Annotated in this window: 22 protein-coding genes and 1 other RNA gene; 13 read left to right on the plus strand and 10 right to left on the minus strand. The window is 49.3% G+C overall.

Annotated elements, in window-relative coordinates; genetic code table 11:
- The first annotated feature begins 1 nt into the window (after position 1).
- The gene (locus tag Q3A88_RS09745) at positions 2-1,039 is read left to right on the plus strand and encodes a LacI family DNA-binding transcriptional regulator (protein ID WP_317177817.1); all 1,038 of its coding nucleotides are present in this window, start codon (positions 2-4) and stop codon (positions 1,037-1,039) included.
- A 70-nt stretch (positions 1,040-1,109) separates the two neighbouring features.
- On the opposite strand, the gene Q3A88_RS09750 is transcribed toward Q3A88_RS09745, so the two are convergent.
- The 6 genes from Q3A88_RS09750 to nudK form a co-directional block, all read right to left on the minus strand.
- Positions 1,110-2,633 carry a glycosyl hydrolase 53 family protein gene (locus Q3A88_RS09750; RefSeq protein WP_317177818.1) on the minus strand — a complete coding sequence of 508 codons (1,524 nt, stop codon included), beginning with the start codon at positions 2,631-2,633 and terminating at the stop codon, positions 1,110-1,112.
- A gap of 209 nt (positions 2,634-2,842) precedes the next feature.
- Complete coding sequence (locus Q3A88_RS09755) at positions 2,843-3,928, minus strand: sn-glycerol-3-phosphate ABC transporter ATP-binding protein UgpC (protein WP_317177819.1); 1,086 nt, start codon at positions 3,926-3,928, stop codon at positions 2,843-2,845.
- Between the two features lie 36 nt (positions 3,929-3,964).
- Entirely contained in the window at positions 3,965-4,777 is an 813-nt protein-coding gene (locus tag Q3A88_RS09760) for a carbohydrate ABC transporter permease (RefSeq protein WP_317177820.1), read from the minus strand.
- Between the two features lies 1 nt (position 4,778).
- Complete coding sequence (locus tag Q3A88_RS09765) at positions 4,779-5,660, minus strand: carbohydrate ABC transporter permease (RefSeq protein WP_039274971.1); 882 nt, start codon at positions 5,658-5,660, stop codon at positions 4,779-4,781.
- Positions 5,661-5,723: 63 nt separating this feature from the next.
- The gene (locus tag Q3A88_RS09770) at positions 5,724-6,989 is read right to left on the minus strand and encodes an ABC transporter substrate-binding protein (protein WP_317177821.1); all 1,266 of its coding nucleotides are present in this window, start codon (positions 6,987-6,989) and stop codon (positions 5,724-5,726) included.
- A 381-nt stretch (positions 6,990-7,370) separates the two neighbouring features.
- A complete protein-coding gene (gene nudK, locus Q3A88_RS09775) occupies positions 7,371-7,952 on the minus strand; it encodes a GDP-mannose pyrophosphatase NudK (RefSeq protein WP_039274973.1) in 582 nt (193 codons plus the stop codon).
- A gap of 400 nt (positions 7,953-8,352) precedes the next feature.
- On the opposite strand from nudK, the gene Q3A88_RS09780 reads away from it, so the two are divergent.
- The 7 genes from Q3A88_RS09780 to Q3A88_RS09810 all read left to right on the plus strand — a co-directional run bounded on the left by Q3A88_RS09780 (position 8,353) and on the right by Q3A88_RS09810 (position 12,799).
- A complete protein-coding gene (locus tag Q3A88_RS09780; RefSeq protein WP_317177822.1) occupies positions 8,353-9,450 on the plus strand; it encodes a glycerol dehydrogenase in 1,098 nt (365 codons plus the stop codon).
- Between the two features lie 202 nt (positions 9,451-9,652).
- On the plus strand, positions 9,653-10,819 hold the full coding sequence (locus Q3A88_RS09785; protein ID WP_317177823.1) for an MFS transporter: 1,167 nt from the start codon (positions 9,653-9,655) through the stop codon (positions 10,817-10,819).
- A 13-nt stretch (positions 10,820-10,832) separates the two neighbouring features.
- Entirely contained in the window at positions 10,833-11,063 is a 231-nt protein-coding gene (locus tag Q3A88_RS09790; RefSeq protein WP_110163738.1) for a 2-hydroxymuconate tautomerase family protein, read from the plus strand.
- 2 nt (positions 11,064-11,065) lie between these two features.
- Entirely contained in the window at positions 11,066-11,518 is a 453-nt protein-coding gene (locus tag Q3A88_RS09795) for a hypothetical protein (protein WP_110163739.1), read from the plus strand.
- 14 nt (positions 11,519-11,532) lie between these two features.
- Entirely contained in the window at positions 11,533-12,186 is a 654-nt protein-coding gene (locus tag Q3A88_RS09800; protein WP_110163740.1) for a hypothetical protein, read from the plus strand.
- A gap of 33 nt (positions 12,187-12,219) precedes the next feature.
- Complete coding sequence (locus Q3A88_RS09805; protein ID WP_110163741.1) at positions 12,220-12,522, plus strand: immunity 53 family protein; 303 nt, start codon at positions 12,220-12,222, stop codon at positions 12,520-12,522.
- A 112-nt stretch (positions 12,523-12,634) separates the two neighbouring features.
- A complete protein-coding gene (locus Q3A88_RS09810; protein WP_181393595.1) occupies positions 12,635-12,799 on the plus strand; it encodes a hypothetical protein in 165 nt (54 codons plus the stop codon).
- Between the two features lie 38 nt (positions 12,800-12,837).
- Here Q3A88_RS09810 and Q3A88_RS09815 read toward each other — a convergent pair whose 3' ends face one another.
- Positions 12,838-14,076, minus strand: coding sequence for an Nramp family divalent metal transporter (locus tag Q3A88_RS09815; RefSeq protein ID WP_039281961.1), 1,239 nt, complete (start codon positions 14,074-14,076; stop codon positions 12,838-12,840).
- Between the two features lie 258 nt (positions 14,077-14,334).
- Positions 14,335-14,922 carry a nucleotide exchange factor GrpE gene (gene grpE, locus Q3A88_RS09820; protein ID WP_039274982.1) on the minus strand — a complete coding sequence of 196 codons (588 nt, stop codon included), beginning with the start codon at positions 14,920-14,922 and terminating at the stop codon, positions 14,335-14,337.
- 149 nt (positions 14,923-15,071) lie between these two features.
- Between grpE and nadK the strand changes: the two genes are divergently transcribed.
- The 3 genes from nadK to bamE all read left to right on the plus strand — a co-directional run bounded on the left by nadK (position 15,072) and on the right by bamE (position 18,182).
- A complete protein-coding gene (gene nadK / locus Q3A88_RS09825; RefSeq protein ID WP_039281963.1) occupies positions 15,072-15,950 on the plus strand; it encodes an NAD(+) kinase in 879 nt (292 codons plus the stop codon).
- 81 nt (positions 15,951-16,031) lie between these two features.
- Positions 16,032-17,693, plus strand: coding sequence for a DNA repair protein RecN (gene recN, locus Q3A88_RS09830; RefSeq protein ID WP_039281964.1), 1,662 nt, complete (start codon positions 16,032-16,034; stop codon positions 17,691-17,693).
- 153 nt (positions 17,694-17,846) lie between these two features.
- Positions 17,847-18,182 carry an outer membrane protein assembly factor BamE gene (gene bamE / locus Q3A88_RS09835; protein WP_110163742.1) on the plus strand — a complete coding sequence of 112 codons (336 nt, stop codon included), beginning with the start codon at positions 17,847-17,849 and terminating at the stop codon, positions 18,180-18,182.
- Positions 18,183-18,420: 238 nt separating this feature from the next.
- Here the strand turns inward: bamE and Q3A88_RS09840 are convergent, their stop codons facing one another.
- Positions 18,421-18,702, minus strand: coding sequence for an RnfH family protein (locus Q3A88_RS09840; RefSeq protein ID WP_219606231.1), 282 nt, complete (start codon positions 18,700-18,702; stop codon positions 18,421-18,423).
- Positions 18,692-19,138 carry a type II toxin-antitoxin system RatA family toxin gene (locus Q3A88_RS09845; protein WP_039485083.1) on the minus strand — a complete coding sequence of 149 codons (447 nt, stop codon included), beginning with the start codon at positions 19,136-19,138 and terminating at the stop codon, positions 18,692-18,694. Before Q3A88_RS09845 ends, Q3A88_RS09840 begins: the two co-directional genes overlap by 11 nt.
- A gap of 155 nt (positions 19,139-19,293) precedes the next feature.
- Here Q3A88_RS09845 and smpB point away from each other — a divergent pair, with 155 nt between their 5' ends.
- Positions 19,294-19,776 carry an SsrA-binding protein SmpB gene (gene smpB, locus Q3A88_RS09850; protein WP_039281975.1) on the plus strand — a complete coding sequence of 161 codons (483 nt, stop codon included), beginning with the start codon at positions 19,294-19,296 and terminating at the stop codon, positions 19,774-19,776.
- 50 nt (positions 19,777-19,826) lie between these two features.
- Positions 19,827-20,189, plus strand: a transfer-messenger RNA (tmRNA) gene (ssrA, locus tag Q3A88_RS09855).
- Positions 20,190-20,555 lie beyond the last annotated feature (366 nt).

Genomic DNA, 20,555 nt, shown 5'->3' on the forward strand with positions numbered 1-20,555 from the left:
TGTGGCAACGATTACAGATATCGCTCAAAAAGCCGGGGTAGCAGCCTCAACCGTTTCTCGCGTACTGAATAACGATCCCAGCCTATCCATAACCAAAGAAAAGCGCCAACTCATCAAGAAAATCGCCCATGAGTTGGCCTATTTATCGCCGACACAACGTAAGCAGCAGAAAAAAAAGTTAGAGAACTCGCTCGTTGTCCGCTCTCATTTCAAAATGGATAATGAAAACGTATTGAATCTCGCCGTCGTCCACTTTCTTACGCCCTCAGAAGAACTCAACGACCCTTATTTCACCGCAATGCGTATTGGCATTGAAAACCGCTGCCACTATTTTAATATTTCGTTACGCAATTTCTTCACCACCAATTTATCATACAATAGCCAGACTTTAGCTCAGGCACAGGCGATCATTTGCGTAGGTCACTTTAGCGATAGCGACATCGCCTTAATTTATTCATTAAATAAAAATTTGATTTTTATCGACTCAGCCCCTCTCGATAAACAATGTGACGCCGTGCTTTTTGATCGGGAAGCGGCTGCACGCGAAGTATTACATTACATTGTGAATAGTGGTGCTCAGCGCCCCGCATTTATAGGGAATAATGAAAGCCGGTTGCATGTATTTCGGGAGATAACGCAAAAACACGGTATCTACGACGAGTCGCTATGCAAGGTCAGTCAGCTATTCTGTATTGAGTCCGGCTATCAGGCGATGAATGAGTTGCTGCAACAAAGAGAGTGGCCTGATGTCGTGTTCGCGGCGACAGACATTATCGCTATTGGCGTGTACCGGGCGATTCAAGAGAAAGGTATTGCCATCCCTAAGCAAATAAAAGTGATTGGGATGAATGACATCCCCACAGCACAACATCTCAATCCCAGTTTGACCACAATGCGACTTTACCCCACTGAAATGGGCGAAGCCGCCGTCGATCTGTTTTTAGAATTGGTGACAGGACGCTATTATAAGAAACACGTACAGGTTGGTTATGAGATGGTCTGGCGCGAAAGCTTCACACTCAACGATGCCCTTTTATAATACATTCCATTATCTTTCCTATCCTTAAAAATATACCGGCCACGTAAGCAAACTACGCGGCCAGAGAGCATCAATTAGCGGTGATTGTCCACAGCTGATTCCATCCCCCATTATCATGCCATTGAATACCGGAGGCACCATTCTCTGTTGAACGGCTGTTAACATCCAAAAGCTTCCCACTGTTCCTATTCATGATTTTATAATAGCCATCGCCAGCATCTAAAATCAGCCATTGCTGGCTAAAATGGCCGGTGTTATACATTTGGAGAATTTGCGCACCATCCTCATTGGCACTGAAATTAACATCAATGTACTTTCCGCTATTCACATTCACCAGATTGAAATAACCATTGCCAATCGCATTAAAATAAAAACGCTGGCTGTCCCAGTTGCCATCACTGTATTGTTCAACCCATGCGCCGTCTTCGCGCGAACCGCTCACAACATTAAGCGATTTACCACTATGTCGATTAGCGATCTTATAGCGGGTTCCGTTGATGAAATTGATTTGTGATTCGGCAAACGCGTCAAGCGCTCGGGTAAATTGCAATACATTGGTTGAAACTTGCGTCGTCGCGCCTAACGCGTAGCCGTCCGGTAACACCTTTGCATTACCCGCAGGTTCCCAATAAAAAACCCCAATTCCTTTATTTCCCGGTACGGCTTTAACCAGATTAATCGTATCCCTGATCGTCCAGTAACTGTCTGTCGGGTTGGTTTCCAAACCACCGACTTCAACGACCATGACTTCCTTACCATATCGGCTCGCCATATCATTGAGATTGCTCGCCAGAGCGCCAGTGAGCTCCCAATAATTTTTCCCTTCCCAGTAGGGATAGAACGAAAAACCAATAACATCGGTTTTCCCGCCGTGCGTGGTGAGGAAATTGTCAAAAAACCAGCGAGAGTTGGAATTATTATTCCCATGCGCCAGATGGCTGATCACCTTAGAGGAAGGGCTGACCGCTTTAACCGCATCATAGCCCGCATTCAGTAACTGCGTTAGATTGGCAAACCGGCTGGTACTGCCTTCCGGGAGTAAAATGCCCGGGTTCATTTCGTTGCCAACCTGCACCCATTCCGGCGTCACGCCTGCGGATATCAACGCAGTCATCACCTCATGTGTATGGTTATAAACGGCCGTCGTTAATTGACTCAGATTGTAGTTCGCCCATGCTGCTGGCTTTATTTGATGACCCGGATCAGCGAAAACATCACTGTAGTGGAAATCCACCATGACGCGCATTCCCATCGCTTTGGCGCGCTGCGCGGCATCCACCACGCGGGTTTTATCCGTATAGCCAAGCATCGTCCAGGTCGTATTATCTTTATGCCATAGCGCGCTGGGGTCGGGATTAACGAAAATACGCAGCCGCACAGCGTTTATGCCGTGATCGCGCAATATCTGTAATACATCGCGCGGCGTTCCTGCATCATCACGCCAGCTTACCCCTCGATCTTCTAATTGTTTTACCCAGCCAATATCCGCGCCATAAGCAAACGGCTGCGCTGCTTTCGCCAGATTGGCTGACATGAACCCTATAAACAGCATTAACAATATAGAGATGATTCCTGAATAATTATTCTTTTTCATTCATTTCTCCTTGAGGTAACACGCTTAAAGGGTATTTATTACATAAATACCCAGGTACAGATTAAAAATAGAGGGGATACTGGTAAAAATAAATTTCACAGAATAAACCAAGCAGCCATTAATGGCTGCTTAGCTATTTTCTAAATTTTTCACTTATTCAACATGACGTTTTCTATGGCGTTATCCTCGTCATGACAGAAATTTTATTTTTAATTAATCCGCTTTCCATTTTCATCAAAAAAGTGCAGATGTTCACTACGGCACGTCAGCGGAATCGTTGAGTAAGGCACAATACTATTATCACCCGACAAATGAACCTTAAAATTATTAACGCCAGAATACGCACCAAAAATATAGGTCGCATTACCCAACCTTTCCGTGACCTCACTCGTGATCGACAAACTGACGTCCCCACCGCTCGGGTCAATACTCAGGTGTTCAGGGCGAATACCCACGGTAATTTTCTGATCGGCACACAATCCGTGGTTAGCAAGATTAACGGAAAGCGTATTGAGCTTATTGATCAAGATACTCACGTTGCTCCCTTCAACCTGTAGCACTTCGCCAGGTAGAAAGTTCATATTCGGCGAACCGATAAAACCTGCGACAAAAAGATTTTCTGGCTTATGGTAGAGCGCCATCGGTGTCCCAACCTGCTCAATATATCCCTTGTTTAACACCACAATTTTATCCGCCAGCGTCATCGCTTCGACTTGATCGTGCGTCACATAAACCATGGTGTTACGCATTTCCTGATGAAGCCGGGCAATCTGTAAACGCATTTCCACGCGTAATTCGGCATCAAGGTTCGATAAGGGCTCATCGAATAAGAACACTTTAGGATCGCGCACAATGGCACGCCCAATCGCAACACGCTGACGCTGACCGCCAGACAGCTGTTTCGGTGTGCGGTCTAACAGTGCTTCTAGCTGGAGCGTCATCGCGGCCTTGCGCACCATTTTTTCGACTTCAGCTTTGGGGTGCCCGTTCATTCTCAACCCAAACCCCATATTTTCAGCCACCGTCATATGCGGGTACAGCGCGTAAGACTGGAACACCATCGCAATCCCCCGCTCTGCGGGATCGAAATGGTTAACTAAACGGTTATCAATATGAATTTCGCCATCCGTGATATCTTCCAATCCTGCGATCATTCTCAGCAACGTCGATTTACCACACCCCGACGGGCCGACGAAGACCACAAATTCGCCTGAATTAATCTCAAGATTAATACGATGGATGGTTTCAGTCTTATCGTAACGCTTCACTATATTTTTTAATAAAATATCAGCCATGTTGAACCTCAAACTTAATTTGCCATTGCGCGCGTATTACTTCACTGCGCCCGTCATGCTGGCGATAAATTGCTTTTGCATGGCGAAGAAGATAAGTAAGCTAGGAAGAGTAGAGATGACTGTTCCCACCATAATAAGCCCGAAGTCTGGAGAATAGGCAGAAGCAAAGCTGGATAACACCAGATTAATCGTCTTTAATTCATTAGACTGGAGGACAATAAGCGGCCAGAGAAAGGCATTCCATGACGTCATAAAAACAATGATAAATGCAGCTGAATAGCTGGCTCGCATAATCGGTACGTAGACATACAGAAAAATTTTCCACTCCGCGACGCTTTCTACGCGTGCAGCATCGATCAACTCTCTCGGAAACGTTTTCGTACATTGCCTAAAGTAAAAAATAATAAAGGCTCCGGCCACCGTCGGCATGACAACGGCAAAATGCGTATCCAGTAAGCCAGCCTTACCAAACATGGTGAAAAGCGGGATCATTAATGCCGCAAACGGGATCATCATCGTCGTTAATAACGCCACATAGACACGTTCACGATTCTTGCTGGAATAAATCTCAAAGGCATAACCCGCGATAGAGCACACCACCAGCGTCGATACCGTACTAATCAACGCAATCTTTGAGGTATTCCAAAACACTAATGGCAGATCCACCTGACTCGTCAGATTGGTAAAGTTGACCAGTAATTGATCGCCAAACGTGAATTTCCCCATGTTGATTTGGCTGGTGCTATTCGTGCTCGATACCACCATCCAATAGAATGGGAAAAGCGAGAAAATGCTCATCAGCACAAGAAAAATATGCATCAGCATGCTGTTAATTTTACTTTTTCTCATATTATCCCTTCCGTGCTGCTTTAAACTGAATCAGCGCAAGTATTGCTGAAAAAACAACAATGACGTATGAAACCGTTGCCGCATAGCCAAAGTTCGGTACAAATTTGAATGACAAATTATAAATATAAAGCGATAACGTCAGCGTCGCATTTGCCGGCCCACCATTCGTGATATTCATGACTTCATCAAACAGCTGTAATGTGCCAATGGTTGATGTCACACTGGTAAAAAGAATAACCGGTTTCAATAAAGGTATGGTGATGAAGAAAAACTGCTTAATTGGGCTGACGCCATCAACTCGGGCGGCCTCATAAATCGATTTATCAATATTCTGCATAGCGGAAAGATAAAATATCATGTTATATCCCGTCCAACGCCACGTAATGGCAATAATGATGGTCACTTTCGCCCAGAAAGGATCGGATAACCACGGAATCGGATCGTCAATAACATGAATAAACAGCAAGAATGAATTAATCACGCCATCCAGTTCAAACATACTCTTGAAAAGAATGGAGTAGGCCACCAGTGAGGTCACACAAGGTAAAAAGATCGCTATTCTAAACCACTGGCGATATTTAAGCTGAGACGAGTTCAAACAAGAAGAAATAGCCAGTGATAATAGAATCATAATGGGGACTTGGATTACCAGAAACGTTAACGTATTCCAAAGTGCCGTTTTGAACATAGGATCACTGAATAAACGAATGATATTTCCCAGGCCAACAAATTGTGTCACCACACCACGGCCAGACTGAAAAGAAAGCCACAGTGATTTGAAAATAGGGTATATCGTCATTAAGGCAATTAACCCAACGGCGGTAGCGACAAAAGCCCAGCCGTTGATGTTATAAAGCCTATTCATTTTAGGTTTATACATCATTATTACACCATCGATTTCTGGAGAGAAATACTTGAGGGCTTGCCGCCCTCAAGCTCACACTCGCTACTGCATAATCTGATTTTTTAATGCCGTTTCGGCACGTTTTAAAACGTCATCAACAGAATCGCCTTTCAGTAATGCAGGTATTTCAGCAGCAATGGCGTTATCAACTTCCTGGGTATACATTCCGTAGGAAACCTGTGGAATTTCAGTCACCCATTTAGAGAAATCAGCAAACACGGGCTGCCCGCCAAAGAACGGATCGTGTACCGCGTAAGCAGGGCCGGAAGTGGCGGGAAGGAAGGTGGCGAGCGCACCGCGATCAACCAAAAGGGTTTGGTACATATTGCTATCTGCCGCAAAGGTTTTCTGCAAAAACTCAATCGCCTGTTTAGTATTCTTGCCACCGTTTAAGACATACCAGCTCGATCCCCCCTGATTGGAAGCATGTACCGCTTTGTCGAGGTTCAGCCGTGGGATCGGCGCGACACGCCATTTTCCTTTCTGATCTTCAGCACTTTTAATGGAGCCAATCACCCATACGCCAGAAACCACACTCGCCGATTTTCCGGCATTAAAGCTCCCGACAAAACTCGACCAGCCTGAGATAGGACGTGCAATTTTCGCGTCATTAATCGCTTTAATTGTTTTTAACGTTTCTTTCAGTGCATTATTTTTGGTGAGATTGAGTTGTCCTTGATTATCGAAGAACCATTCTCCACCGGACTGCATCATAATATGAGGGAGAACTACATCATTCATATCGTAGGTCAGCATATCAACACCGGTTTTCGCTTTTACCTGCTTACCGATTTCAATATATTTATCCCAGGTAATATTCACCATATCACTCTCTTTATATCCGGCAGCCTCCAGATAATCGAGTCGATAGAACATTCCCGCCACGCCGGAATCAAAAGGAACACCGTATACCTTATCCCCTACCGTCATTACTTTCGTTTTATAAGGTGCAAACTGGCTATAATCGATAGCATCCTGCAATGGGATAAACGAGTCAGGATAAGCCTGAAGATATTTCTGAGCATTATAATCTTCAATAAGCACAATATCAGGAAGCGAGTTTTTAACCCCTGAAGCCAACATGGTATTTAATTTCTGCTCAATATCTTCTTTACCGGAGTCGATCACTTTCAGACTAAAACTTGGATCGGCTTTTTTATATATCGACGATGCCTCATGCATTGCCGCGACATTGAAGTTAGGATCCCAGGCCCACACGGTGACTTCAGCAGCCAGGCTATGACTCGATAAGCCCAGCGTGAGGAATGAAACTGCAAATAGGGTAGATACTTTATTCTTGATCTTCATCAGAGCAGTCCTTCTTTACTTTTTGTAAAGAGAGAATATGAGTTACTGCATAATGAAGCAACGAGTTACACCGCTTACATTCTTTCATCCGGTGATACGGGTCACACAACAGGGAGAAAAATGACTAAATATTCGATCTAAATACAAAAAATTTAGGAAAATTTTCCTCCTATAAAGCCCATACCAGCCCATGAAAATGATGAAAATAAAAACAAAACCCAACACATGCCATTGAAAATAAAACAAAAAATGACAGTGTAAAAAGACTAATCAGCTCATATTAACCATAATCACCCCTTCACCGTGGAATTACGCAAAAATGAAAGCGTTACCACAGAAAATCAAGCGGCACATGGGATACCCGTGTGCCGCAAAACATGCCTATGCCTTGGCAAACCAGCCGCGAATGATCGCGTGCTGTAGCAGCATGATGGTCTTGCCGTCTTTAATCCGGCCATCGTTCATCATCGCGACGGCTTCGCTGAACGGCAGTTCCAGCACCTCGATATCTTCATCTTCCACGCCACCGCCCAGATTATCCCTCTGCGACTCATCATATTCAGCAGCGAAAAAGTACACACGTTCCGTCACGCTGCCCGGCGACATGTAGGCATAGAACAGCTTTTCCACGTTGCCGATCGCATAGCCCGTTTCTTCGATGGCTTCGTTACGGATACATTCTTCGGGCGAATGGTCGTCCAGCAAACCCGCGCAGGTTTCCAGCAGCATGCCGCTTTCGTTGCCGTTGACGTAGGTAGGAATACGGAATTGTCGTGTCAGAATCACCGTGCCTTTCGCCCGGTTGTACAGCAGAATCGTCGCGCCATCACCACGGTCATAAACCTCACGAACCTGGCGAACAACGCCGCCATTATTTCTTTTTAAATCAAATGTATACTTGTTCAGAATATACCAATTATCGGATAGCAGCTTCTTTTCGACGATATCAATGGGAGACGACATGCAAACACCTCGATGCTCGATGACTGAAGGGATTTTTTGGTGATAACGCTTCGTTACAATCGTTTTCATTATAACGGTGCAAATTCATCATATCCCCTTTTAGCCCCAGCATAAACGGGCAGTGCAACGTAAGCCAAACGGAAACATCTCGTTCAATAAACGCTAACCACATGATTTACATAACACGAAATCCTCGGCAACCCGGCCGTACTTTTCAGCCAGCCTGTGTGCATTGTCTATACTGAATCTTCAGTAACTCACGTTCCGGGAAGTCGCTGCGTTTTCGTCGCCCTATAACCACCGTCAGTTCGTCATAACGCGCTTATCGCAACCGCCTTCCATGATTTACGCGGATTCAATGCCGCATCACTTCTCCAATAACATCATCGAGGTAGATAACATGAGTCATTTCATTTTCTCTTCACCTGGAAAATATGTTCAGGGTCGCGGCGTGCTGGATCTACTAGGCGAACAGCTCAAGCCGCTGGGTGCGAAAGCGTTTCTGATGGCGGACAGCACGGTGTGGGACATCATCGGCCAGCGCGTCGATGCCTCACTCAAACAGGCGAGCATCGGACACCATTACGAGCGTTTTAACGGTGAGGCTTCCAGCAACGAAATCACCCGTCTTGCCAAGCTGGCGCGTGACGCGGGCACAAACATCGTCGTCGGATTAGGGGGAGGTAAAACGCTGGATACGGCAAAAGCCGTCGCCGATGAGCTAAAACACAACGTCGCTATCGTCCCAACCGTGGCCTCAACGGATGCACCGTGCAGCGCGCTGTCCGTCATCTATACCGATGACGGCGTGTTTGAATCCTACCGCTTTTACAATAAGAACCCCGACCTGGTGCTGGTCGATACCGCCGTGTGTGCGCAGGCACCCGCGCGTCTGTTCGCCTCCGGCATTGCCGATGGCCTGGCCACGTTTGTCGAAGCACAGGCCGTTCAGCGCTCTCACGCCCTCTCCATGGTGGGCGGTAAACCCACGCTGGCGGGCATGGCAATTGCCGAAACCTGCGAAACAACGCTGCTAACCTACGGCTACAGCGCCTATAAAGCCGTGGAAAAAGGCGTGGTCACACCGGCGGTAGAATCCGTGGTTGAAGCCAACACGCTGCTTTCCGGTCTGGGCTTTGAGAACGGCGGGCTGGCTGGCGCGCACGCCATCCACAACGGATTTACCGCGATCAAAGGCGATATCCACCACCTCACACACGGAGAAAAAGTTGCCTACGGCACGTTAACGCATATGGTGCTGGAGCAGCGGCCTGATGAGGAAATCGCCCACTACATCCGCTTCTACCGCGCCATCAACATGCCGACTCTGCTAAAAGATCTGCATCTGGAAAATGAGCCGTTTGAGAATCTGCTCAAAGTGGGTGAACTGGCGTGCAGCGACGCCGATACGTTGAAAAATCTGGACAGTCGATTAACGGCCGAAGACGTCGCCCACGCGATTGTTGCCGTCGATGCGTTCAGTAAAACCATCGTTTAACCGCTGCTGCAGTAAAAGAGCCCGGCTCTCGCGAGATCGGTCCAGCGGAGTCGGGCTTGATATATCCGTTGCACGCATCTCTCCATCGTTTTCTGCCAGAAAACGTTCTTTCTGCGTCACCAACCTGCTCATTACTATTCACTTTCATTTGACGAGAAAACGGGCAGGATAACGACATACTCTCTCACCCCTGAGCCATCGAATGACGGAACGTCCTCGCCCTATCACCCTATCAGATACACTGACGCTTGCCCTTTTCGGGACGGTCGTGCTGGCGTTAGGAATGGGATTAGGGCGCTTTTTGTATACGCCGATGCTGCCTGTGATGCTGGAGGAAGGTCGCTTCACCTTCGGCCAACTGTCCTATATTGCCAGCGCGAACTACGCCGGCTATCTGTTCGGTAGCCTGTTTTTCTCTTTTAGCCGCCGCGCTTCAACCGCTCAACCCATATTTCTGCTGTTTGCCGCAGCCGCCGCAACCGGCATTTTGCTCTTCGCGATGGCTCTGACCACTGATACGACGCTGGTCATGCTCGTTCGTTTCCTCGCCGGGATAGCCAGCGCGGCCATGATGATCTTCGGTTCTTTGACTATTTTGCACCACACAAAGCATACTCGCGTTATCGCGTCGCTCTATGCTGGGGTTGGCGTGGGGATCGTGTTGGGTAATGAATACATCATCATCGGACGACATTACGCCCTCAACGCCGAGCCATTGTGGTGGGGTGCGGCTTTGATCGCCGTACTACTTATGTTCGCCCTACTCATCCTTTCACCGCATCAGTCCACCGTCGCACAGCAACCGATGGTCAATACCGATGAACCGCCTCTGCTTGGCTGGCGACGGCTTGCGCTGCTGTACGGCCTCGCGGGCTTCGGGTATATCATCATCGCTACCTATCTGCCGTTGATGGTGACTGCACTGGACATGCCACGTTTGTCCCTGCATTTATGGTCGCTGGTTGGGTTAGCGGTGATTCCTGGCTGTTTTTTCTGGTTATGGGCTGCCAGCCGCTGGGGAACGTTACCCTGCCTGACGGCAAACCTGCTCATTCAGGGAAGCTGCGTCCTGTTGACGCTGTTCAGCCACTCCCCCGTGGCATTGATATTCAGCTGTATCGGCTTTGGTGCTACTTTTATGGGAACGACCTCGCTGGTGATGCCCTTAGCCAAGCGGCTACGCGCACCGCACGGCATCAACCTGCTTGGGCTGGTGACGCTCACTTACGGCATCGGCCAGATTCTTGGCCCACTGCTCACCAGCGCCCTGACGAATACTCACGCTGTCGCGCCAGCGATCCTGTGTAGCGCAGCAGCACTTTTCATCGCGGCAGGGCTCTGTTTTCCCTACCGCCGGCCACAACCATAATCCCGGAGAACCCATGCCATACGTCAACATCAAAATCACCAATGAAGGCGTCACCGCTGAACAAAAGCGTCAATTGATTGAGGGCGTGACCCAACTGCTGGTCGATGTGCTAAACAAAAACCCCAAAACCACCGTGGTGGTGATTGATGAGGTCGAAACGGACAATTGGGGAATCGGCGGCGTGCCGGTGACGGAGTTGAGGAAGGCCGCAGGGAAACCTTCCGAGAAATCTGATGCGGATTAACTATGTTTAACCGTGATGCGTTAATCTCATTCCTGAAAAACCGATCTGGAACGACATTATTAGATATCGTTTACCCCAGATTTTTTGTACAGCGCTATATCGCAGCAGATTTTACTTCAGTCGAATCTGAACAAGGTATTTGTATAAGCAGGGCCCCGAAAGCAGCTATGGATAACGGACTGCGATTCTGGATTTATGCAGAACGGACAGAGGGTTCGAATAATCTCGAAAACTACCTGATAAACGCTGATTTTAAACGCATAGACGAGTCCACATTTAACACACTGGTCAAGAATTATTGCAGCGAATTGAAACAACCTCCTGCATTCCCCTTAGCATATTCTCCCTTTCTCGGGGCTTTGCTGATGTATGAGGCAGACACTGATATGCTGGTATCCGTATTTGCCGAATATGAACAGGAATACCTGCACTTCTTCTGGGAGTCCACAGCTTAAAGGATAAAAAAAATATGGATATTGAACAGCTAGCCGATGCGCTATACGACGATTTAAACGGCTATATTTCCAGCGTGCAGTACACCAACGCAAACACACTAACGATTAATTTTTGCTGCGATAACTGGCGTTATGACGAGCAACACAATTACTCCGTATACTGCGAGCAACATGAATCTTATCTGCGCCATTTCACTATTTGCTGTTATGGCGTTGTCGAACATGACATTCAACCTTCTAGTTCAGGCGAGCTGACCTTTACCGATCAGCATCCACTATTGTGGGACTACAACGCGCCGAGAGGTGGCTTGTACTATTCCACCGCAGCAACAGCATCAAGCTACGAACTACTTGGGCGAGTATGGAGTGTTCACACACGCATGCTCAACGACTGGCGCCCAATGAGCCGCTATATCAACGCTTATCGGCATCAGGACGAGCCGACATTCGGCAATAATGGCAATGGATTACTCGCGCAGGGGCCTAAACCCTTACTGGATGCTTATCAAGAAGCGTTATCCAGCGTACTTACAACCCGCTTCGTTCCATCCGTTGAAATGAAAAGGGACGTTAAAGCATTGGTGTTTGATTCTGGATTTGTCATCTGCAAGCGAGTGGAATTACAGGAAATCTTTCCCGATGCTAAAACACCAGAAAACCATGAATAAACCCCATATTGAATACTCATGAGACAATGATTAATGAACGAGTTACAGGAGATTCAACGGTGGTATCAGGCGCAGTGTAACGGGAAGTGGGAGCACGCATTCGGTATTAGCATCGATACACTGGACAACCCAGGCTGGAGAGTAAAAATCGATCTAGCTGAAACCTCACTTGCTGATAAGCCTTTTACAGCTACAAGTCGTGGTACACATCCAGAAGGCAACGACTGGATATTCTGTAAAACGGAAAAGCTGCAATTTATTGGCTTTTGTGGCGTCGGTAATCTGGCTGAGCTGTTAACGATTTTTCTGAACTGGTGTCGCGATGAACGAACATGAAACTGCTGTATTTCAGGTACGACTATGTTTAAGCGCTGAATCAGCGAGACGTACTCCCTGCAGCTCTGGCTATCGACCTAACCATAAAGATCCGGCTAGCGGAACATTCTTTATGGGGCAATTCCATTTTGACGGTGAGGTCGCCCCGGGAGAAACGATCTCAGCCAGAGTTACCGTTATCTCATCCTCAGAACAACTTGAAACGCTCTCTCGCATTGGCGAATGGACGCTATGGGAAGGGCCACACTACGTTGGTAAAGTCATGTTGGATCGATAATGTAGCGCAGTTCCGGTTGAGAGGAATGCGCCTCGGATCTATATCCCCAACATCGTATCAATCAGCAGATACATGTTCAGTGAAACTACCAGTACGACAATAAGTTGCCCGATACGCTGAACCCATTTGCCATTGACCATCGTCCCCATCAGTTCACGGTTGCCGGTGAAGGACAGCAAGGGAACCAGCGCCAGCGCAATCCCGAAGCTCAGCACTACCTGACTCAATACCAGTACCCGCGTCGGATCCATACCGGACAGAATCACGATAAACGACGGCAGCATCGTCACGGTGCGGCGCACCCAAAGTGGGATATGAAAGCGCACAAATCCCTGCATTACCACTTGGCCCGCCAGCGTGCCAACGACGGTAGAAGACAGGCCAGCAGCCACCAAACTCAGACCGAAAATGACCGCGGCAGCTTTCCCCAGCAGCGGCTCCAGCGTGAGGTAGGCTTTATCCAGATCGGCAATATCCTGATTACCACTGAAATGGAACGCCGCCGCTGCCGTCGCCATCATGGCCAGATTGACGAATCCAGCGATGGTCATCGCAATTGCGACATCGACTTTCGTCGCCGAATAACGCTCGGCACGAGTATGGCTACCTTCATGTTGTGTCAGGGAAGAATGCAGATAAATCACATGCGGCATAATGGTCGCCCCCAACACGCCGGCGGCCAGCAGCACAGCATCGGAGGTTGGCAGACTAGGAATCGCCATGCCTTTGGCTAACGCGGACAACTCAGGCTGAGAGAAGACCAACTCGACAATATACGCCGCGGCAACAAACAGCAGCAGGCCGCCGATGACCATCTCCAGCGGCTTCTGCCCGCGCTGTTGCAGCATTAAAATCAGGAAGGTTGCAATGGCGGTGAGGATCGCGCCTTCCAGCAGCGACACGCCCAAGAGCAGTTTGAAACCAATCGCCGCACCGATAAACTCGGCCAGATCGGTCGCCATCGCAATAATTTCAGCCTGCACCCAATACGCCCAAACGGCCGGACGCGGAAAGCGATCGCGGATATGTTCCGCCAGATTCTTACCCGTTGCGATCCCCAATTTGGCGGACAGCAGTTGGATCAGCATCGCCATCAGGTTCGCCCACACCACCACCCACAGCAGCGTATAGCCATAGGCCGCGCCAGACTGGATATTAGTGGCAAAGTTACCCGGATCGATATAACCAATCGCCGCGATAAACGCCGGGCCCATCAAAGACAGTTTGACCTTCCTTGATGTGCGGCTTGTTGATTCAATAACACGGCTACCCGGCATAGTATGACCCTTCTAACACTGGTGTTTTATTACTCTCACAAAAACGATAATGATTATCAAGTGCATTTAGAGTGGTAATACCAATTCTTTTGATAGTTAATGATGATGAGTCATTCAAAACCTAAAAAACATCTTTTTTATCAAACAAATCTTAACAAAATATAAACAAAAAACCCCATGCAGGGCACGGGGTTTGGAATGAAGATACGCTGTCACTAGGGTACGTAAAAAGCAGATGGTGCGTAAAAGCAGACAGAATCAGTCTTGTGCTTTTGATACCGCGACCATCGCCGGACGTAGCAAACGACCGTTCAGCGTATAGCCTTTTTGCATGACCATCATGACATGGTTCGGCTGGTGATCGGCCGAAGGTAACATCGTCATTGCCTGATGCACTTCTGGGTTAAACGGTACGCCCACATCACCCACAACCTCGATGCCAAACTTACGTACAGCATCCAGCAACGATTTCAGCGTCAGTTCAACACCTTCAATCATCGCAGCCAGTGATTCGTTGGATTTATCCGCCGTATCCAGCGCACGTTCCAGGTTATCGATAACCGGCAGCATTTCGCTGGCAAATTTCTCTACCGCAAATTTGTGCGCTTTCTCAACATCCATTTCCGCACGGCGGCGAATGTTATCGGCTTCAGCACGGACGCGAAGCATATTGTCACGTTCACGCTGTTGCAGTTCGCTCAACTGAGTTTCCAGTTCTGCGATGCGCGCATCACGCGGGTCAGCTACGTCTGCCGTCTCTGGCGCGGCATCCGCTTGCTGCCCTTTTGCTGCTTCCTTTTGATCCAGGACTTGCTCGTCAGGCGTTTTCTGTTCTTTACTACTCATGAAATTCTCCGCGGTTTAGCATTAATCTCGCTAGTTGCTTATTATGGGGATCAAAATCGGGGATTCAAGGGAACCCGTCATATATTGGTTCCCACCGCTGCCGATACACCACGCTGAGGACAAAAACAGCAATGAACACACCGCTTACAATGAACAGGCCGTTTAATTGTATTGGCATTGTCGGCCATCCGCGCCACCCAACGGCGCTGGCAACGCATGAGATGCTCTATCACTGGCTCACCGACAGAGGTTACTCGGTTCTGATCGAGCAGCAGATCGCCCGTGAGTTGAATCTAAAAGACGCACCGACAGCGAGCCTTGCCGACATCGGCCAGCAGGCGGATTTGGCGGTTGTCGTTGGTGGTGATGGCAACATGCTCGGCGCAGCACGCGTGCTGTCGCGCTATGACATCAAGGTGATCGGTGTGAACCGTGGCAACCTCGGTTTTCTGACCGATCTCGACCCTGATCAGGCGCAGCAGCAGCTTTCTGACGTTCTCGACGGCCATTATTTGAGCGAACAGCGTTTCATGTTGGAAGCGCACGTTTGCCGCGCAAACCAGCAGGACAGCATCAGTACCGCCATTAACGAAGTGGTGCTTCACCCCGGGAAAGTCGCACATATGATTGAATTTGAAGTCTATATTGATGACAAATTCGCCTTCTCCCAGCGTTCAGACGGCCTGATTATCGCCACGCCTACCGGCTCCACCGCCTATTCCCTTTCCGCTGGCGGCCCGATTCTGACGCCGTCGCTGGATGCGATTGCGCTGGTACCCATGTTCCCGCATACACTGTCTGCCCGCCCGCTGGTCATCAATAGCAGCAGCACGATTCGGCTGAAATTTTCCTGCATTACCAATGACCTGGAAATCAGCTGTGACAGCCAGATTGCGTTACCGGTACAGGAAGGCGAAGAAGTCCTCATTCGCCGCAGCGAGCATTACCTGAATCTGATTCACCCAAAAAATTACAGCTATTTCAACACACTAAGCTCAAAGCTCGGCTGGTCAAAAAAATTATTCTAAAATTTTACCCAGCCACTTTACTGTATATAAAACCAGTTTATACTGTATGTAATCACATGTGATTACATACAGGGGTTTATCATGCTGGCGCAACTCACTATCAGTAACTTCGCCATCGTACGCGAATTAGAAATCGATTTTCAGTCAGGAATGAGCGTAATCACCGGGGAAACCGGTGCGGGGAAATCCATTGCGATTGATGCCCTCGGTTTATGTCTGGGAAATCGTTCTGACGCCAGCATGGTCAGGCCGGGTGCTGCCCGCGCCGACATTTGCGCCCGCTTTGCGCTGGCAGATACCCCAACGGCACGTCAGTGGCTGGAAGAAAACCAGTTGGATGACAGCAACGAGTGCCTGCTACGCCGCGTTATTAGCGCCGATGGTCGTTCACGCGGCTTTATTAACGGCACCGCCGTGCCGCTGTCTCAACTGCGTGAACTCGGCCAGCATCTGATTCAAGTGCACGGCCAGCATGCCCATCAGCTACTGCTGCGCCCCGATCATCAAAAACACCTGCTGGATGCCTATGCCGATGAACCAAAACTGCTGGTTGCTATGCAGCAGGTTTGGCATCAGTGGCACCAAAGCTGCCGCGCGCTGGCGCAGCTGCAACAGGCGGCCATTGAGCGCGAAGCTCGCCGGGAACTGCTGCAATACCAATTAAAAGAGTTAAACGAATTCGCCCCACAGCCCGGCGAATACGAACAGATTGACGTTGAATATAAGCGTCTGGCGAATAGCGGTCAGCTACTGACGATGAGCCAACAGGCCATGCAACTGCTTAGCGAAGACGACGAGCAGAACATCATCAGTATGCTGCACAGCGTAAAACATCAGCTTGGCGAACTCATCAGCATGGATGACAAACTGTCTGGCGTGCTGTCGATGCTCGAAGAAGCCGGCATTCAACTTAGCGAAGCCAGCGATGAATTGCGCCACTACAGCGAACAAATGGACCTCGACCCGATTCGGCTGTATGAACTGGAACAACGCCTGTCGCGCCAGCTAGCGCTGGCACGCAAACACCATGTTGCTCCAGAGGCGCTCCCCGCGTTCCATCAGCAGCTATTGGAAGAACAGCAACAGCTGGAACAGCAGGAAAGCGACCACGACGCGCTTAGCGCTTCCGTCGGCGAATACCATCAGCAGGCGCTGCACCTTGCAGAACAGCTGCACGTGCGCCGTCAGCACCACGCCAGCGAACTGGCGCAGCTCATCACCACCAATATGCGTGAACTGGCAATGCCACACGGCCACTTCACCATTGATGTGAAATTTACGCCAGACAACCTGACGGCCACCGGTGCCGACAGTATCGAATTCCGCGTGACCACGAACCCAGGCCAGCCGCATCAGACGCTGGCAAAAGTGGCCTCGGGCGGTGAGCTATCACGTATCGCGCTGATTATTCAGGTAATCACCGCGCAGAAAATGGACACGCCAGCGATGATCTTCGATGAGGTCGATGTGGGGATTAGCGGACCAACCGCCGCCATCGTCGGCAGAATGCTGCGCCAGCTCGGCGAATCTACGCAGGTGATGTGCGTGACGCACCTGCCACAGGTCGCGGGCTGCGGTCATCAGCACTTCTTCGTGAGCAAACAAACGGACGGCGCAGAAACGGAAACCCTGATGCAACCCTTAGATAAACGTGCTCGGCTACAAGAACTGGCTCGTCTCCTCGGCGGTAGCGCCGTTACCAAAAATACGTTGGCAAATGCCAAAGAACTGCTGGCAGCCTAAAATCTGCCGCCGACAAAGGCGAGAAAGGTGCATCACCGGTAAAAAAGCTCAACTTTTTTACCTTCCTGAGGTCATACAATCGCCTTGCAGGTTTCCAAGTCCTGCAAGGTCTATTATCATCGGCAACCTATGCCCTTAAGGAATGTAATCACTATGCGCTGTAAAACGCTGACTGTCGTCGCCGCGGTGGTTGTTATGCTGACTGCCGGTTGTTCCACACTGGAAAAGGTGGTCTATCGGCCGGACATCAATCAGGGAAACTATCTGGCACCGGCTGACGTTGCGAAAATTCACACCGGCATGACCAAACAACAGGTCGCTTATACGCTGGGTACACCTATGATGCAGGATCCGTTTGGCAGCGATACCTGGTTTTACATCTTCCGCCAGCAGCCTGGCCATGAATCGGTAAAACAGCAGACGCTGACGCTGACCTTCAGCGGCAGTGGCGTGTTAACCAACATCAGCAACAAGCCCGCGCTGGATTAATGCTTTCAATGCCGTTCGGCTGAATCAGGATGAACGATTCTGGCAGCCAGAAGTGGCAAGTTAAGACGAAGCCCACAATGGGCGGAGTACGCGAAGGAAGCCAGCGGACACTCAGCTTGGTGTATGACGGGTATAACAGCAGGCAAATCTGAACACTTCAGATTTGCCTGTGTTTTTTTGTAAGGGCATTTCGATAAGGACGCTCAGGAAAACGTCATGTACCGTTCAACGACATCGTTCAGGATTTACTCTTAGCACGCTCTGCGCGCTGACGACGTAGTTCTTTCGGATCGGCAATCAGCGGACGATAAATTTCCACGCGGTCACCCTCCTGCACCACATCGGTCAGTTTCGCTGCGCGGCTGTAAATACCGACTTTATTCACCTGCAAATCGATATCATGGCGCAGTTCCAGCAGGCCCGATGCCACAATCGCCTGCTCAACCGTACTGCCCTCTTCCAGCTTCACCGTGCGTAGATACTGGCGTTCCGGCAGCGCGTAGACCACATCAACCTGCATTGCGGACACTGTAGACCTCTTTTGCTCGCTGCGTGAAAGCCTGCACCATATTTCCTGCCAGCTCCTTGAATACTTTGCCAAAAGCGAGTTCAATCAAGGCATTGGTGAATTCAAATTCCAGATGCAGCTCGACTTTACAGGCATCGGCGCTCAGCGGCGTAAAGTGCCAGTCGCCACCCAACTGACGGAACGGACCATCGACCAGCTGCATATTGATATTCTGGTTGTGCGTCAGCGTATTACGGGTGGTAAAGGTCTTGCTGATACCGGCTTTGGAAACGTCTACTGCGGCGGTCATCTCCCCTTCAGAGGAGGAGAGCACGCGGCTCCCCGTGCAGCCCGGTAAAAATGCGGGGTAGGAAGCGACATCATTCACCAGCTTGTACATCTGTTCAGCGCTGAACGGCACCAGTGCGGAACGACTTATCTTTGGCATACTATTTTCCGTGATTCATAAAACGCGCAAAATAATAGCACTGATAGCCCGACAGACAAAAATTCTGCGAAGCTTATCGCACGATATCATTAACCACGACACGGACGCACGGCGGGGATTTCATTCCCAATGACATCCAGTATAATGACGGCACTATGACAAAGAAAAAAGCATACAAACCCGGTTCCGCCACCATTGCGCAGAACAAGCGCGCCCGTCACGAATACTTCATTGAGGAAGAATTTGAGGCCGGCCTTGCGCTGCAAGGATGGGAAGTCAAATCACTGCGCGCAGGCAAAGCAAACCTCAGCGACAGCTATGTCACCTTCATGAACGGTGAAGCCTACCTGTTTGGCGCAACGATCACGCCGCTGAATGTGGCGTCATCACATGTTGTGTGCGATCCCACACGCACGCGCAAACTCCTGCTCAACAAGCGCGAGCTGGATTCGCTGTTTGGCCGCGTCAGTCGCGATGGCTACACGGTCGTCGCGCTATCCATGTATTGGAAAAATGCCTGGAGCAAAGTCAAAATCGGCGTGGCGAAAGGTAAAAAAGATCACGATAAGCGTGATGACATCAAAGAACGTGAATGGAAGTTAGACAAAGCCCGTATCATGAAGAACGCCAATCGCTAAGCCACTGGCTTAACAACGGTAAGTTCTGGTATACTGGCAACAGTTTCTTGGGGGCTGATTCTGGATTCGACGGGATTTGCAAAGCCCAAGGTGCATGCCGAGGGGCGGTTTGCCTCGTAAAAAGCCGCAAAAAAATAGTCGCAAACGACGAAACCTACGCTTTAGCAGCTTAATAACCTGCTTTTAGCCCTCTCTCCCTAGCCTCCGCTCTTAGGACGGGGATCAAGAGAGGTCAAACCCAAAAGAGATCGTGTGGATGCCTTGCCTGGGGTTGAAGCACTAAATCTAATCAGGCTAGTTTGTTAGTGGCGTGTCTATTCGCAGCTGGCAAGCGAATGTAAAGATAGACTAAGCATGTAGTACCGACGGTAGAGTGGTTCCGGACGGGGGTTCAAATCCCCCCAGCTCCACCAATTTAGATTCCGGTTATTACCAGATAAGGCCGGAAACGTGAAAAAGCCGCTAACCGCAAGGTTCAGCGGCTTTTTTATGTCTGTAATAGTCCGACGATATTCGCCTGAATCCGGTGACTATTGGCATACGTTTAGGTATACGCAAACTGAGCATACAGACCAATCTTGAGCTGAAAGACGAATCAGACGCCGACTGGCTGCCCAATTGCGAGATAGACACCAGAAACGACAAAACCGGCACCTGCCTAACACCGATCGGTTAAGCAAAATGATCGGTTGAACGATCCGGCGGGTAGACGACAATAGCCTCATCAATTCTCTGATGGGGCTTTTTTATGCTTTCGACCTGGCTTGACGAGACGCAGA

This window comes from Pectobacterium sp. HCp5_1 (assembly GCF_032905925.1).
Lineage (GTDB): Bacteria > Pseudomonadota > Gammaproteobacteria > Enterobacterales > Enterobacteriaceae > Pectobacterium > Pectobacterium brasiliense_A.

Bases quoted from the DNA above. Each gene is read 5' to 3' on its own strand.
- Q3A88_RS09750 (WP_317177818.1), bottom strand. From the start codon at position 2,633: ATGAAAAAGAATAATTATTCAGGAATCATCTCTATATTGTTAATGCTG.
- Q3A88_RS09755 (WP_317177819.1), bottom strand. From the start codon at position 3,928: ATGGCTGATATTTTATTAAAAAATATAGTGAAGCGTTACGATAAGACT.
- Q3A88_RS09760 (WP_317177820.1), bottom strand. From the start codon at position 4,777: ATGAGAAAAAGTAAAATTAACAGCATGCTGATGCATATTTTTCTTGTG.
- Q3A88_RS09765 (WP_039274971.1), bottom strand. From the start codon at position 5,660: ATGATGTATAAACCTAAAATGAATAGGCTTTATAACATCAACGGCTGG.
- Q3A88_RS09770 (WP_317177821.1), bottom strand. From the start codon at position 6,989: ATGAAGATCAAGAATAAAGTATCTACCCTATTTGCAGTTTCATTCCTC.
- nudK (WP_039274973.1), bottom strand. From the start codon at position 7,952: ATGTCGTCTCCCATTGATATCGTCGAAAAGAAGCTGCTATCCGATAAT.
- Q3A88_RS09780 (WP_317177822.1), top strand. From the start codon at position 8,353: ATGAGTCATTTCATTTTCTCTTCACCTGGAAAATATGTTCAGGGTCGC.
- Q3A88_RS09785 (WP_317177823.1), top strand. From the start codon at position 9,653: ATGACGGAACGTCCTCGCCCTATCACCCTATCAGATACACTGACGCTT.
- Q3A88_RS09790 (WP_110163738.1), top strand. From the start codon at position 10,833: ATGCCATACGTCAACATCAAAATCACCAATGAAGGCGTCACCGCTGAA.
- Q3A88_RS09795 (WP_110163739.1), top strand. From the start codon at position 11,066: ATGTTTAACCGTGATGCGTTAATCTCATTCCTGAAAAACCGATCTGGA.
- Q3A88_RS09800 (WP_110163740.1), top strand. From the start codon at position 11,533: ATGGATATTGAACAGCTAGCCGATGCGCTATACGACGATTTAAACGGC.
- Q3A88_RS09805 (WP_110163741.1), top strand. From the start codon at position 12,220: ATGAACGAGTTACAGGAGATTCAACGGTGGTATCAGGCGCAGTGTAAC.
- Q3A88_RS09810 (WP_181393595.1), top strand. From the start codon at position 12,635: ATGGGGCAATTCCATTTTGACGGTGAGGTCGCCCCGGGAGAAACGATC.
- Q3A88_RS09815 (WP_039281961.1), bottom strand. From the start codon at position 14,076: ATGCCGGGTAGCCGTGTTATTGAATCAACAAGCCGCACATCAAGGAAG.
- grpE (WP_039274982.1), bottom strand. From the start codon at position 14,922: ATGAGTAGTAAAGAACAGAAAACGCCTGACGAGCAAGTCCTGGATCAA.
- nadK (WP_039281963.1), top strand. From the start codon at position 15,072: ATGAACAGGCCGTTTAATTGTATTGGCATTGTCGGCCATCCGCGCCAC.
- recN (WP_039281964.1), top strand. From the start codon at position 16,032: ATGCTGGCGCAACTCACTATCAGTAACTTCGCCATCGTACGCGAATTA.
- bamE (WP_110163742.1), top strand. From the start codon at position 17,847: ATGCGCTGTAAAACGCTGACTGTCGTCGCCGCGGTGGTTGTTATGCTG.
- Q3A88_RS09840 (WP_219606231.1), bottom strand. From the start codon at position 18,702: ATGCAGGTTGATGTGGTCTACGCGCTGCCGGAACGCCAGTATCTACGC.
- Q3A88_RS09845 (WP_039485083.1), bottom strand. From the start codon at position 19,138: ATGCCAAAGATAAGTCGTTCCGCACTGGTGCCGTTCAGCGCTGAACAG.
- smpB (WP_039281975.1), top strand. From the start codon at position 19,294: ATGACAAAGAAAAAAGCATACAAACCCGGTTCCGCCACCATTGCGCAG.